This is a genomic window from Catenulispora rubra, assembly GCF_015356825.1.
Classification (GTDB): Bacteria; Actinomycetota; Actinomycetes; order Streptomycetales; family Catenulisporaceae; genus Catenulispora; species Catenulispora rubra.
On record NZ_JAACYW010000327.1, the window covers coordinates 1 to 12,326 of the forward strand.

Annotated in this window: 14 protein-coding genes; 6 read left to right on the plus strand and 8 right to left on the minus strand. The window is 71.8% G+C overall.

The features are described 5' to 3' along the window. Positions 1-212: 212 nt before the first annotated feature. The 3 genes from GWK61_RS46800 to GWK61_RS46810 all read right to left on the minus strand — a co-directional run bounded on the left by GWK61_RS46800 (position 213) and on the right by GWK61_RS46810 (position 2,122). Entirely contained in the window at positions 213-611 is a 399-nt protein-coding gene (locus tag GWK61_RS46800; protein WP_194919441.1) for a helix-turn-helix domain-containing protein, read from the minus strand. Positions 612-783: 172 nt separating this feature from the next. Then, positions 784-1,080, minus strand: a complete 297-nt coding sequence (locus tag GWK61_RS46805; protein ID WP_194919442.1) for a DUF4031 domain-containing protein — start codon at positions 1,078-1,080, stop codon at positions 784-786. 49 nt (positions 1,081-1,129) lie between these two features. Further along, on the minus strand, positions 1,130-2,122 hold the full coding sequence (locus GWK61_RS46810) for an NAD(P)/FAD-dependent oxidoreductase (RefSeq protein ID WP_228564091.1): 993 nt from the start codon (positions 2,120-2,122) through the stop codon (positions 1,130-1,132). Positions 2,123-2,201: 79 nt separating this feature from the next. Here GWK61_RS46810 and GWK61_RS46815 point away from each other — a divergent pair, with 79 nt between their 5' ends. Next, the gene (locus GWK61_RS46815; RefSeq protein WP_194919444.1) at positions 2,202-2,768 is read left to right on the plus strand and encodes a helix-turn-helix domain-containing protein; all 567 of its coding nucleotides are present in this window, start codon (positions 2,202-2,204) and stop codon (positions 2,766-2,768) included. 125 nt (positions 2,769-2,893) lie between these two features. Here the strand turns inward: GWK61_RS46815 and GWK61_RS46820 are convergent, their stop codons facing one another. The 5 genes from GWK61_RS46820 to GWK61_RS46840 form a co-directional block, all read right to left on the minus strand. Next, positions 2,894-3,520 carry an HD domain-containing protein gene (locus GWK61_RS46820; RefSeq protein WP_194919446.1) on the minus strand — a complete coding sequence of 209 codons (627 nt, stop codon included), beginning with the start codon at positions 3,518-3,520 and terminating at the stop codon, positions 2,894-2,896. Between the two features lie 9 nt (positions 3,521-3,529). Continuing rightward, the gene (gene ptsP, locus GWK61_RS46825; protein WP_194919448.1) at positions 3,530-5,290 is read right to left on the minus strand and encodes a phosphoenolpyruvate--protein phosphotransferase; all 1,761 of its coding nucleotides are present in this window, start codon (positions 5,288-5,290) and stop codon (positions 3,530-3,532) included. Beyond that, complete coding sequence (locus GWK61_RS46830; RefSeq protein WP_194919450.1) at positions 5,283-5,552, minus strand: HPr family phosphocarrier protein; 270 nt, start codon at positions 5,550-5,552, stop codon at positions 5,283-5,285. The genes ptsP and GWK61_RS46830 overlap by 8 nt, the downstream gene beginning before the upstream one ends. Before the next feature lie 38 nt (positions 5,553-5,590). After that, the gene (locus tag GWK61_RS46835; protein ID WP_194919452.1) at positions 5,591-6,040 is read right to left on the minus strand and encodes a PTS sugar transporter subunit IIA; all 450 of its coding nucleotides are present in this window, start codon (positions 6,038-6,040) and stop codon (positions 5,591-5,593) included. A 77-nt stretch (positions 6,041-6,117) separates the two neighbouring features. Next, on the minus strand, positions 6,118-6,348 hold the full coding sequence (locus tag GWK61_RS46840) for a PTS sugar transporter subunit IIB (RefSeq protein ID WP_194919454.1): 231 nt from the start codon (positions 6,346-6,348) through the stop codon (positions 6,118-6,120). Between the two features lie 244 nt (positions 6,349-6,592). Between GWK61_RS46840 and GWK61_RS46845 the strand changes: the two genes are divergently transcribed. The 5 genes from GWK61_RS46845 to GWK61_RS46865 all read left to right on the plus strand — a co-directional run. Then, positions 6,593-7,351: a GntR family transcriptional regulator gene (locus tag GWK61_RS46845; protein ID WP_194919456.1), complete on the plus strand. Its 759-nt coding sequence runs from the start codon at positions 6,593-6,595 to the stop codon at positions 7,349-7,351. A 76-nt stretch (positions 7,352-7,427) separates the two neighbouring features. Further along, positions 7,428-8,753, plus strand: coding sequence for a PTS transporter subunit EIIC (locus tag GWK61_RS46850; RefSeq protein ID WP_194919457.1), 1,326 nt, complete (start codon positions 7,428-7,430; stop codon positions 8,751-8,753). A 67-nt stretch (positions 8,754-8,820) separates the two neighbouring features. Continuing rightward, entirely contained in the window at positions 8,821-9,519 is a 699-nt protein-coding gene (locus tag GWK61_RS46855) for a copper homeostasis protein CutC (RefSeq protein WP_194919459.1), read from the plus strand. Positions 9,520-9,592: 73 nt separating this feature from the next. Beyond that, positions 9,593-9,940 carry an antibiotic biosynthesis monooxygenase family protein gene (locus GWK61_RS46860; protein ID WP_228564092.1) on the plus strand — a complete coding sequence of 116 codons (348 nt, stop codon included), beginning with the start codon at positions 9,593-9,595 and terminating at the stop codon, positions 9,938-9,940. A 232-nt stretch (positions 9,941-10,172) separates the two neighbouring features. Next, positions 10,173-12,326, plus strand: a 2,154-nt coding sequence (locus GWK61_RS46865) for a HelD family protein (RefSeq protein ID WP_194919461.1), incomplete at its 3' end; no start/stop codon positions are given.

The following is a 12,326-nucleotide window of genomic DNA, read 5'->3' on the forward strand; positions in this document are numbered from 1 at the left end:
GCGGGCTCCCGGTGGGGTCGGTGGGGTCGGTGGTGGCGTCGGTGGTCGGCGCGGATGGCGCCCAGGAGGCGTGAGCCGCGGTTGTAGGGCATCGATGAGCCCTGATATACCCGGCACCTGTTCCGGGCCGCCTGCGTGGCTCTACGTGGCTCTACGCGGCTCTGCGCGGCTCTACGGCGCTCTGCGCCGCCCTGCCTCGCCCTCCACAGCCGTCACAGCCACCCCCACCGCGTCACCAGCCATCCGAGCTGCACCCGGCTCCGCGCCCCGGCCGCCGTCATCAGATCCCTGATGCGGCGCTCGACGCTCCGCCGGCTCAGGTGCAGCGAGCGCGGTGCGGTGGCGCCGGAGTCGGCGAGCATCAGCTCCAGCAGGCGGCGGGTCTCGCGGTCCGGGACGCGCGGTCCCGGGACGGGCTCGGGGCCGTAGGCCGGCAGGCCGGTCAGGGCCGCGTGCCGGCCCAGCTGCATGCGGTTGCGGCAGCCGGCGCCGTCCATCAGGGATCGTACGTACCGCTCCACCGTCCGCTCGCTGACGCCCAGGCGGTGCGCCACGGCCCCGTCGGTCAGGCCGCCGATCAGCAGGACCAGGGTCCTCTCCTTCGTGTCCATCGAAGTGGACACGCCTGAGCCCCCGGGTTTGGTTGCACCGCCGACTGAGCTTCCGGTCTTCCGGAGCCCGCCGGGGCCGTAGGATCGCAGGGTTCTGACCCGGCGCTTCCCGCCAGGGGCGCCGGGTCCGGCATGCCCGCCGGGAGTCAGCCGCCGGAGTCAGTACATGGAGTCAGCCGGCGCCGCGCTGCCGCCGCGGATGCTTGGGCCGCCGCAGCCCGGCCGCCGTCAGCCGCTGCAACAGCTCGCGCGACCGCACCGGCAGCGCCCCGGCGGCGACCGCCTGCTCGTAGAGGTGCGCCGGCAGGTCGTAGTGGTCGCGCTCGAAGCCGCGCGGCGGCACGCCCAAGCGCTCGGCGAACGCGTGCAGCTCGGCGAAGGAGGTGTCGCTCACCAGGTGCGACCACAGCCGACCGTGGCCGGGCCAGGTCGGCGGGTCGATGAGGATCACTCGGTCATCAAAGCACATCGGGATGGGCGATGCCGGTGAGCCGAGCGGTGCTCACCGGCCGGATCGCTCAGCCTTCCGCCGCTGCCGAAGCCTCCGCCGAAGCCGCCGCCAAAGCAGCCTCCACATCCGCCTCCACCAGCGCGGCGTTGATCTGCGCGGCGGTCGCGGTGGCCGCCCCGGCCGCCGCGATGACCCCGTTGGTCGGGTCGGCGACGTTCCCGGCGGCCCACACTCCGGGAACCGAGGTGCGGCCCGCGGGCCCGGTCTTGAGCCAGCCGGTCTCGGCGTCCCTCTCGCAGCCGAGTGCGTCCAGCAGGGTGCTGTTGGGCTCGAATCGCGGTACCAGGAACAGTCCTTCGCGAGGGACCAGGGTGCCGTCCGCCAGCTCGATCGCGGTCAGCCGGTCGTCCTTGGTGACCAGGCGCTGGACCGGCCGCTCCTCGATCCGTACCCCGCGCGCCGTGAGCTTGGCGCGGTCGGCGTCCTCCAGCGGGTGGCCGTTCAGGAAGTACACCAGGTCCGCGCTCCACTGGCGGATCAGCAGGGTGTGGTGCGTCGACATCGGGCCGGTCGCCAGGGTCGCCAGCGCGGTGTCCTGGACCTCCCAGCCGTGGCAGTACGGGCAGACGTGCACGTCCCGCGCCCACAGCTCGGCCAGGCCCGGCACGTCCGGCAGCACGTCGGTGAGTCCGGTGGTGACCAGCAGCTGCCGTCCGGTCGCGACGCAGCCGCTGGCCAGCGTGACGCGGAAGCCCTCCGCGGTCTGCTCGGCCTTCTCCGCGTAGTCCGTCACGATCACGCCGCCGTATGACAGCACCTCGTCGCGGCCGTGCTCCAGCAGCTCCAGCGGCGGCATGCCGTCGCGGGACAGGTAGCCGTGCATGTGGCCGGCCTTGGCGTTGCGGGGCGCGCGGGCGTCCACGACCAGCACGCTGCGGCGCGCGCGGCCGAGCATGAGCGCCGCGGACAGGCCCGCCGCGCCGCCGCCGACGATGACGACGTCGTAGTCCTGCCGGTGGGCGGTATTGGTCGTATCGTTCGTATTGCCCATGGTGTCCATGTGATCTCCTCCGCTGCCGAGGATGCGCCGGCGGCGCGCCGCCGGGCAAGAAATGTTGCCGACTTGGCAAACTGGGGGCATGGACGACCAGCTCGCCGCCGCCATCGGCACCCGCCTGCGCACCGCCCGCCGGGCCCGGCCCCTGACCCTCGCCGAGACCGCCGGGGCCACCGGCATCTCGGTCAGCACGCTGTCCCGCCTGGAGACCGGCGGCCGGCGCGCGACGCTGGAGCAGCTGCTGCCGCTGGCCGACCTCTACGAGGTCTCGCTCGACGAGCTGGTCGGCCGCGCCGAGCCGCCGCGCAAGCAGGGCGACGGCCGGGTGATCGTGCCGCTCACGAAGGAGCCCGGCGGGCTGCGCGCCTACAAGATGACGCTCCCGCCGCGCGCCGACGACGACGACGCTGCCCCGCAGCTGCGCACCCACGAAGGCTGGGAGTGGATGTACGTGCTCAGCGGCCGCATGCGGGTGCTGCTCGCCGAGCACGACCTGCTGCTGGGCAAGGGCGAGGCGGTCGAGTTCGACACCCACGTCCCGCACTGGTTCGGCGCCGCCGGGCCCGCGCAGGTGGAGGTGCTGACGCTGTTCGGGCCGCAGGGGGAGCGTGTGCACGTGCGGGCTCGGTCGCGCGGGCAGTGGGGGTGAGCGGGCGGTAGGCCGGGCCAGGATCGGATCAGGGTGAGAACAGAAACGCCGCCCGAAACGCCGCCCGAAACGCCGCCCGAAGCGCCGCCGCAAACGCCGCCAGAAACCCAGCCAGGTAAGCCCCGCTAGCCCTCCAACTCCTCGATCTCAGAAGCCAGATTCGCCCGCGCACGATGCTCGTACCGCTCCGCCGCGACCGGCGTCCGGAACAGGTTCGGCAGCTCCAGCAGCCCGCGCAGCACCGCGGCCCGGCCCGGCCGGAACAGGTCGTCGGGCACCTCCGCGTACTCCTGCCGGATCGCGTGCGCGTAAGCGCGGTAGGCGCTGACGTCGCCGCCGAGGACGGCCAGATCGGCGTCGCAGAGCACAGCGCCGTTCCGGTCCCCGTCGGCCGCCGCGTGCCCCTTCGTCAGCCGCACCAGTCGCGCCACCTCCGCGACCCGCGCCTCGGGCATCTCCAGCGGCGGCAGCTCGGTCTCGGCCAGCTGCGCGCTCAGCTCCTCGTTGTCGGCGCTCGCCGTGCCGCCGTCGTAGACCGCGTCGTGGAACCACGCCGCGTACCGCACCGCCGCCACGTCGTCCGCGTACCCGCCGAACTCGTCCACCCCGTCCAGCACTCGGACCAGGTGGTCCAGGGTGTGGTAGCGGCGGTGCGGCTCGGCCCATCGCGCGACCAGCTCGTCGCCCAGGCGGATGCTCTCCGGGGTGATGCCGGCCAGGGCCAGCCAGCGGTTGTGAAGCGACAGCGCCATGGTCGCAGCCTACGCCGCCGCGGCTTTCCGGGCGTCTCGAGCGGTGGCTGCCGCGCAGGCCCGCGCGGCCGTCGCCACGCAGTCCTCCAGCGTCCGCGACGCCAACGTCGCCCGCACGTCCGCGATCGCCGAGGGCGCCATCGACAGGGACCGGACTCCCAGCCCGACCAGCACGCAGGCCAGCAGCGGATCGGCGGCCGCCTCCCCGCACACGCCGATCGGCTTGCCCGCACCCTGCCCGGCGGCCCCGGTCGCCCCGACCAGCTTCAGCACCGCCGGATGCCACGGGTCCTGCAACGCCCCGACCGCGCCGAGCATCCGGTCGGCGGCCATCGTGTACTGCGTCAGGTCGTTGGTGCCGATCGAGGCGAAGCCGGTGCGGCCGGCCAGGATCGGGCCGGCGGTGAGCGCGGCCGCCGGGGTCTCGACCATGATCCCGACCCGGCCGCCGGCCACGTCCAGGCCGCACGCCGCCGCCAGCTCGCAGAACCACTCCGCCTCGGTCACCTCGTCGACCATCGGCGCCATCACCCACACCTCGGGGGCGCTGGTCCCGGCCGCCTCGCGGATCGCGAGCAGCTGGGTGCGCAGGACGGCTTCGTTGCGGCCGTCGAAGGCCCGGAACGCGCGCAGCCCGCGGACGCCCAGCGCCGGGTTCGGCTCCTCACCCAGAGGAACGAACGGCAGCGGCTTGTCGGCCCCGGCGTCCAGGGTCCGCACCACCACCCGCGCGCCCTCCGGGAACGCGTCGAACACGTCCTTGTAGACCTTGACCTGCGCGTCGAACGCCGGCGGCTGGTCCGAGTCCAGATACAGGAACTCGGTCCGGAACAGCCCGACGCCCTCCGCCCCGGCCGCCAGCGCCGCCGGCACGTCGTCCGCGCCGCCGATGTTCGCCAGGAGCTTCACGCCGGTGCCGTCGGAGGTGCGGCCCGGTCCGGTGAGGGCGGCCGCCGCCGACGCGGCGCAGGAGCGCGCGACCGCCTCCTCCATCGCCTCGGTCGACGGCCGCGCGACCACGGTCCCGGTCGCGGCGTCCACCAGCACCGGCGTGTCGTCGGTCAGCGCCAGCACCCCGGCGGCGCCGACCACGGCCGGGATGCCCATGGCGCGGGCCAGGATCGCGGTGTGCGAGGTCGGGCCGCCCTCGGCGGTGACCAGCGCCAGCACCAGGTTCCGGTCCAGCAGCGCGGTGTCGGCCGGGGCCAGGTCGGCGGCGACGAGCACGTAGGGCTCGGTGCGGCTCGGCAGCCCCGGCATCGGCACGCCGGAGGCGACCGCGATCGCCCGGGCGGCGATGTCGTCGAGGTCGGCGACCCGGCCGGCCATGTAGTCGCCGAGCGCGGCCAGCGTCCCGTGGAACTCGGCGAAGGTCTCGTGGATGGCGCGCGCGGCGGTCTTGCCGGCGTCGGTGCGGGCCTGGACGCCGTCCTCCAGCTCCGGGTCCTCGGCCATCATGGCCTGGGCTTCGAGCACGTCGGTGGTCGCCCCGCCGGCCGCCGCGCCGCGGGCCCGCAGGTCGGCGGCCACCGCGGCCAGGGCGGCGAAGGCCTTGGCGCGCTCCTCGCTGGCGGAGTCGGCGGCCGGCACGTCCGGGGGCTCGGGAAGGGGCCGGCCCATGCACGCGACCGGTCCGGCGACCGCGGCGGTGCCGACGCCGACGCCTTCGTACTCGACCGATTCGGGGGAGCTGCCCGCGCCGGGAGAGCCGCTCGCGCCGGTCGAGTCGGCCGAGTCGGTTGCGAGTCCCGACCGAACCCCGTCAGCCATCGAGGTCGCTCTCCAGCAGCTGCGCCAGCTCGTCCACCGCCGCCGCCGCGCCCTCGCCGTCGGCCGCGGCCAGCGTCACCCGCTCGCCGCCGCGCACGTCCAGCGACATCACCGCGAGCATCGACTTGGCGTTCACCGGACGCCCGCCGTCCTTGGCCACGGTGACCGGGACCGGCAGCTCCTTGGCCTTCTTGACGAAGACGGCCGCGGGGCGGGCGTGCAGCCCCACCTTGGAGGCCACGGTCACGGTGCGCTCGGGCATGTCAGGGTCCTTCTGTCCTTCGCTAGGGGGCGGGCGGGTCAGCGCCAGTGGAACAGCTCATCGCCCGCGGCCACCGCGCCGTTGACGATCGCGTCGATGGCCGCGGACTCGGCGTCCAGCGCGATCACCGGGCTCACCGGGGACAGCCCGCCGGCCTCGACCAGGGCCGGGTTCCAGGTCACGATCGGCTGGCCGGCCCGCAGCACGTCGCCCTCGGCGGCGATCAGCTCGAAGCCCTCGCCGTCCAGGTTCACCGTGTCGATGCCCAGGTGGACCAGCACGCCGCGGCCGTCCTCGGACTGCACCACGAAGGCGTGCGGCTTGAGCTTGACCAGCCGGCCGGCGATCGGGGCCACGGCGACCTGCGGCGCGCGCTCGGGGTCGACGGCGGCGCCGGGGCCCACCATGGATCCGGCGAACACCGGGTCGGGGACCTCGGCCAGGCCGATGGCGGTGCCGGTCAGCGGGGAGGAGATGTAGATGTCCATGGAGCTCGCTCGTGGTGCTCGGGGCGCTGGTCGCCGATGGGTGCGCACGCGCGGGGCCGGTGCCGTGCCGGGTGCGGCTACATCAGGTCCTCGATGTCGTTGGCGATGGTGTCCGCCTCCGGGCCGACCACCACCTGCACGTTGTTCCCGACCTTCATCACGCCGTGCGCCCCGGCCGCCTTCAGGACGGCCTCGTTCACCTTGGAGCCGTCCCGCACCTCGGTGCGCAGCCGGGTGATGCAGGGCTCCAGCTCGACGATGTTGTCGGCGCCGCCCAGTCCGGCGATGATCTGCTCGGCCTTGTTCACGGCAACTCTCCTCACTCCGCCGGGCCCGCGGTGCCGCGGGCCCGGGTTGCTGACAACTCGGACGTTATCCCACTGAACCAGTCGAAGACTTGATGGCCGATCGCCCGGTTGCGCCGTTTGTGGGGTCGCCGTCGCCGCCGCGGCCGCCACGGTGGGAGCCGGGGCGCCGACGGCGGCGTGCAGCCTGCGCGAGCGGTTGGCACCAGTTGACACCGATGTGGCCCCGGTGGTCTAGTCCGGTGACATGAGCGATGAGGCCGCGGGCATCGACCCGACCAGCTCCGTGCCCAAGCATCTGCAGCTCAAGGACCTGCTGGGGCGGATGATCGCGGACGGGATGGAGCCCGGCTCGCCCATCCCGTCCGAGCGCGATCTGGCCGAACAGCACGGCCTGAGCCGGATGACGGTGCGCCAGGCGATCAACGCGCTGGTCGCCGACGGCCGCCTGGAGCGCCGGCTGGGCCGCGGGACCTACGTCGCGCAGCCGAAGATGGACGTGCAGATCCGCCTGGTCGGCTTCACCGAGGACATGCGCCGCCGCGGCATGACCGCCAGCTCCCGGACGCTGTCCTTCGAACGCATCCACGCCTCCAGCGCCCTGGCCGGCCACCTGGAGGTGGAGTCCGGCGAGCCGGTGGTCCGCCTGGTGCGGCTCCGCTACGCCGACGGCATCCCGATGGCCATCGAGCGCACGCACCTGCCGGAGCGGATCGTGCCGGGTTTGGTTGAGGTGGGCGCCCCGGAGTCGCTATACCGGTACCTTGCCGAGGAATACGGGATCGTACTCACCTGGGGCGAACAGTCGATCGAGGCCGCGACCACCACCGCGGAGGACGCGCCGCTGCTCGGCATTCGCTCTGACGGCGTAGTCCTGATCATGGCGAGGCGTTCTTTTGCAGAAGATGTGCAAGTGGAATACGCGACGTCTGCTTATCGCGCGGACCGGTACCAGCTGTGGGTGCCGCTCGCGCAGGCCGCACGTCCGATAGTCCGCAACCCGTAACCGGGCGGGGCGCGCTCACCACGCATCCCGCGGCGGCGGGGCTTGGCATTACGTGGCACACCGAGAGGACCACCTGATGAGCGCAGAAGTCGCAGCGGCGGCCCCGAAGGAGCCGGGGTGGGGGAGCAAGGTCTTCGCCGTGCTGCAACGCATCGGCAAGTCCCTGATGCTGCCGATCGCCACGCTTCCCGCCGCCGGTCTTCTGGTCCGCTTCGGGCAGGACGACATGCTCGGGCGCTTCCACAACACGTTCCTGAAGAACGTCGCGGCCGTGATGTCCTCCGGCGGCAACTCGCTGCTGAACAACCTCCCGGTGATCTTCGCCATCGGCGTGGCCATCGGCTTCGCCAAGAAGTCCGACGGCACCACCGCGGTCGCCGCGATCGTCGGCTACCTGGTCTACAACGCCGTCTCGATGCAGATGTTCTCCGGCTCCAAACTCAAGTCCCAGGTCCTCGGCCTGGTGATCAAGAACCCGGACCAGGGCGTGAACGACCCGGTCCCGGCCGGCGGGCTGAAATTCGGGCTGGACACGAACCTGCCGAACCCCACCGGGGTGCTCGGCGGCATCCTGGTCGGCATCATGGCCGCCCTGCTGTGGCAGCGGTACTACCGGATCAAGCTGCCCACCTGGCTGGCCTTCTTCGGCGGCCGGCGCTTCGTGCCCATCGCCACGGCCGTGGCCTGCCTGTTCCTGGGCGTGCTGATGGGCTGGATCTGGTCCCCGATCGGCCAGGGCATCAACGACCTGTCGACGTGGATCACCCGGCACAGCTCGATCGGGCTGTTCATCTACGGCGCGTTGAACAGGTCCCTGATCCCCTTCGGCCTGCACCACATCCTGAACGCCTTCCCGTGGTTCCAGTTCGGCACGTACACCAACGCCACCGGGACCCACCACGGCGACATCGCCCGCTTCCTGAACGGCGACCCCACGGCCGGCCTGTTCATGACCGGCTTCTTCCCGATCATGATGTTCGGCCTGCCCGGAGCGGCCCTGGCCATGTGGCGCTCGGCGCTGCCGCCGAAGCGCAAGGTGGCCGGCTCGATCCTGATCTCGGCGGCGCTGACGTCGCTCGTCACCGGGGTGACCGAGCCGCTGGAGTTCTCGTTCATGTTCGTGGCGCCGGTGCTGTATGTGATCCACGCCATCCTCACCGGCATTTCGATGTCGCTGATGTGGGGGTTGGGATGCAAGGACGGGTTCAACTTCTCGGCCGGGCTCATCGACTTCGCGCTGAACTGGGGGAAGGCCACGAAGCCGTGGCTGATCCTGATCATCGGGCCGATCTACTTCGTGGTGTACTACGTGCTGTTCACCTTCGCTATCAAGTTCTTGAATCTCAAGACGCCAGGACGAGAACCCGATCCCGAGCTGGACGAGTTACCAGCGGTCACTTAGCAACCCGACACAACACGGCCCTGCCAGGTGTTCGTCTCGATCACCGATCCGTGGCAGGCTGCCACCTATGTCTGATCCGACGCCTCTGCTGGAAGTCATCGCCGTCGACGCCGACGACGCCCGTGCCGCGGTTGCCGGCGGTGCCGACCGCCTGGAACTGGTCTCGTCGATGGAGTACTCGGGCTTCGACCCGGCGCTGGAGACCTTCGAGGCGATCCGCGCGGCCGTGGACGTTCCGCTGCGGGTGATGATCCGCCGCCGCGACGGCTTCTCGGCCGGCGGCGTGCAGGGTGTGGCAGAGCTCGTGCACGCGGCGGAGGCGCTGCGGCGGGCGGGCGCCGACGAGTTCGTGCTGGGCTGGCTCGACCCGGACGGCACGGTCGACGCGGAGGCGGTCCGCGCGGTCCTGGACGCCCTCGGCGGCGCGAAGTGGACCTTCCACAAGGCGATCGACTCCGCCCCCGACCGCGCGGCGGTGTACGACGCGATCCGCAAGATGCCGGGCCTGGACACCGTCTTGACCTCCGGCGGCTTCAAGGCGTCCGGTGACGGCACCGAGGTGCTGCGCGCCGAGGCCGAGCGCGAGCGCGAGCTCGGCGGGCCGCGGGTGCTGGTCGGCGGCGGGCTGACGCGGGAGGCGCTGCCGGGGCTGCGTGCCGCCGGGCTGAACGCGTTCCACGTGGGGACCGCGGTGCGGGTGTCAGGGACCTGGGATTCGCCGGTGGACGTGGAGAAGGTCGCGGTCTGGCGCAAGCAGCTGGGGTAGCGCGGCCCGTCCTGAGTTGATCACCTCTGTCACACTGGGGCTCCATCGCCGAGCGTCGCCCGAGGGGGTCCCGATGTCCACGAACCCGATGTCCACCCGCCCTGCGGAAACACCCGAGCCGCCGTACTACGTGGTCGTCTTCGCCTCGCAGCGCTTGGAGGGCGATGACGGCTACGCCGAAGCCGCCGAGCGCATGGCCGAGCTGGTGACGCGGCAACCCGGGTTCCTCGGTGCCGACTCCACGCGCGACGCGAACGGTTTCGGGATCACTGTCGCGTACTTCTCCGACGAGGAGTCGATCCGGCAGTGGTACCGCCACCCCGAGCACTCCGAGACCCGCGACAACGGCCGGGCCACGTGGTATCAGCACTATGCGGTGCATGTCGCGAAGGTTGAGCGCGCTTACCGCTGGGACAGGTGAGGCGCAGGTCAACTGTGGTGCCCCGGGTGTAGTAGGGCGGCTCGGGGCCACCGAAAGTTCACGATGCCGCCTCCGCGCCGCCCTTGTGCTAGGCTGCTGCGCCTTGCCCGGCACGTACGGCGGTTCCGACTCTTACCGAACCGCGCGGACCTCTGCCTGAAGAACCTCCAACGCGCATCGGCGCCGTTCCGGCGTGCGCGCGTTCCTTCCTCTACTTCTTCAGGAGTCCGGCATGCCCGAATCCAGTGACGTCTCTGATCCGATCGTGGTCGGCGAGCAGTCCCATCTCGAAGAGTCTCGCGCCGCGCTGACGGCGATGCGCGAGGACGCGCTGTCTCTGAAGGCTCAGGGCGGCAACGCGGTTTCGACTGAGAACCTGCTTGCCGCTCTGCGGGCTCGGGCCAAGGCGCTGAGGGACGATCCGAACGTTCCGCTCTTTTTCGGTCGCCTCGACTATGGCGACAACGCCGAGGCCGGCGAGTTCCGTACTGAGCACTACTACATCGGTCGGCGGCACGTGCACGACTCGACCGGGGAGCCGATGGTCATCGACTGGCGTGCGCCGGTCTCGACTGCTTTTTACCGTGCTACGCCGAAGGTGCCGATGGGGCTGGACCTCCGACGTCGCTTCGGCTTCGCGCACGGGGCGATCACCGGCTATGAAGACGAGCCGCTGTCCGACTCCGCCGGGGCCGGCGGGCCCGGTGCGATCGCGCCTGCCGGGCAGCCCGGAGCCAGCCGCATCCTGACGGATGAGATCGAGCGTCCGCGTTCGGGGCCGATGCGGGACATCGTGTCGACGATCCAGCCGGAGCAGGACGAGATCGTTCGGGCTGATGTGAACGTCAGCGTTTGTGTCCAGGGGGCGCCCGGGACCGGGAAGACGGCGGTCGGTCTGCACCGGGTCGCCTTCCTGCTCTACGCGCACCGTGACCGGCTGCGGCGCGGCGGCTCCCTGGTCATCGGGCCCAACAAGGAGTTCTTGAAGTACATCGAGCAGGTGCTGCCCGCGCTCGGCGAGATCGAGGTCGGGCAGACGACGGTCGACGATCTGGTGGCCCGGGTGAAGGTCACGGGTCAGGACCCTGCGGAAGCCGGTGTGGTCAAGGGCGACGCGCGTATGGCTCAGGTGCTGCACAACGTCATCTGGTCGCGGTTGCGTACGGCTCAGGAGGCGCTGCCGGACGGCATCATGATCGTCCGAGGCTCTCGGCGATGGCGGGTCCCCGCTTACGAGATCGACGAACTGATTGAGGGCACCAAGGTGCGCGACGTTCGGTATGGCGCTGGTCGCGCGATGCTCGCGCCCCGCATCGCGCACACGATTTTGTACCGGATGGAGGTCGCCGGCGAGACCACCGACGACCGGACGCAGAATGCTGTCGCGCGTACCAGTGAGGTGCGCAAGGCGGTGGACCTGCTGTGGCCGGCGATCGATCCGCTGAAGGTCGTCTTCGAGCTCTACGCCAACCCCGAGGCTCTCGCGGCCGCAGCCGAAGGCATCCTCACCCCCGAGGAGCAGGCCGCGATCCTGTGGACCGCGACCCGTCCCAAGGCGCCGCGCACTGCGGGCACCGCCAAGTGGTCCAGCGCCGACGCCGTCCTCATCGACGAGGCCCACGACCAGCTCGACCGGCTGCCGTCGCTGGCGCACGTGGTGCTCGACGAGGCGCAGGACTTGTCGGCGATGCAGTATCGCGCGGTTGGGCGGCGGTGCTCGACCGGCAGCGTCACCGTGCTGGGGGACATCGCGCAGGGGACGACTCCGTGGGCGACGCCGTCGTGGGCGGAGACGCTGAAGCACCTCGGGAAGCCGGAGGCGGTGATCGAGGAGCTGACGCTGGGGTTCCGCGTGCCGCGGCAGATCATCGACTTCGCGGCCAAGCTCCTGCCGGACGCGGCGCCAGGGCTGCTGCCGCCGACTTCGGTGCGGCAGCAGGGCGGGGCGCTGGAGATTGATGCCGTGGCGAGTGAAGCGGATCTGGTCGGCAGCATGGTCACGGCTGCGGAGCTGGCGCTGACGCTTCAGGAGGGGTCGGTCGGGCTGATCGCCGCTGACGCGCGCGTCGCCGAGGTCGCCGCCGCGCTGAGCGCCGAGGGCGTCGAGCACACGGTGCTGGGCTCCGAGCCCGCCGCCCCGGCCATCGAGGGCGCGACCGAGACCGAGGCGGAGCTGGTCGAGTCGCTGTTGGCGGAGACGGTCGGGCCGCGGCTCGTCGTGGTGCCCGCGACGCTGGCGAAGGGCCTGGAGTACGACCAGGTGCTGGTACTCGAACCGGCCGAGATCGTCGCCGCCGAGCCGCGGGGGCTGCGGCGGTTGTATGTGGTGCTGACTCGCGCGGTGTCGCGGTTGCATGTGGTGCATTGTGCGGCGCTGCCGGTGCAG

Bases quoted from the DNA above. Each gene is read 5' to 3' on its own strand.
- GWK61_RS46800 (WP_194919441.1), bottom strand. From the start codon at position 611: ATGGACACGAAGGAGAGGACCCTGGTCCTGCTGATCGGCGGCCTGACC.
- GWK61_RS46805 (WP_194919442.1), bottom strand. From the start codon at position 1,080: ATGTGCTTTGATGACCGAGTGATCCTCATCGACCCGCCGACCTGGCCC.
- GWK61_RS46810 (WP_228564091.1), bottom strand. From the start codon at position 2,122: ATGGACACCATGGGCAATACGAACGATACGACCAATACCGCCCACCGG.
- GWK61_RS46815 (WP_194919444.1), top strand. From the start codon at position 2,202: ATGGACGACCAGCTCGCCGCCGCCATCGGCACCCGCCTGCGCACCGCC.
- GWK61_RS46820 (WP_194919446.1), bottom strand. From the start codon at position 3,520: ATGGCGCTGTCGCTTCACAACCGCTGGCTGGCCCTGGCCGGCATCACC.
- ptsP (WP_194919448.1), bottom strand. From the start codon at position 5,290: ATGGCTGACGGGGTTCGGTCGGGACTCGCAACCGACTCGGCCGACTCG.
- GWK61_RS46830 (WP_194919450.1), bottom strand. From the start codon at position 5,552: ATGCCCGAGCGCACCGTGACCGTGGCCTCCAAGGTGGGGCTGCACGCC.
- GWK61_RS46835 (WP_194919452.1), bottom strand. From the start codon at position 6,040: ATGGACATCTACATCTCCTCCCCGCTGACCGGCACCGCCATCGGCCTG.
- GWK61_RS46845 (WP_194919456.1), top strand. From the start codon at position 6,593: ATGAGCGATGAGGCCGCGGGCATCGACCCGACCAGCTCCGTGCCCAAG.
- GWK61_RS46850 (WP_194919457.1), top strand. From the start codon at position 7,428: ATGAGCGCAGAAGTCGCAGCGGCGGCCCCGAAGGAGCCGGGGTGGGGG.
- GWK61_RS46855 (WP_194919459.1), top strand. From the start codon at position 8,821: ATGTCTGATCCGACGCCTCTGCTGGAAGTCATCGCCGTCGACGCCGAC.
- GWK61_RS46860 (WP_228564092.1), top strand. From the start codon at position 9,593: ATGTCCACGAACCCGATGTCCACCCGCCCTGCGGAAACACCCGAGCCG.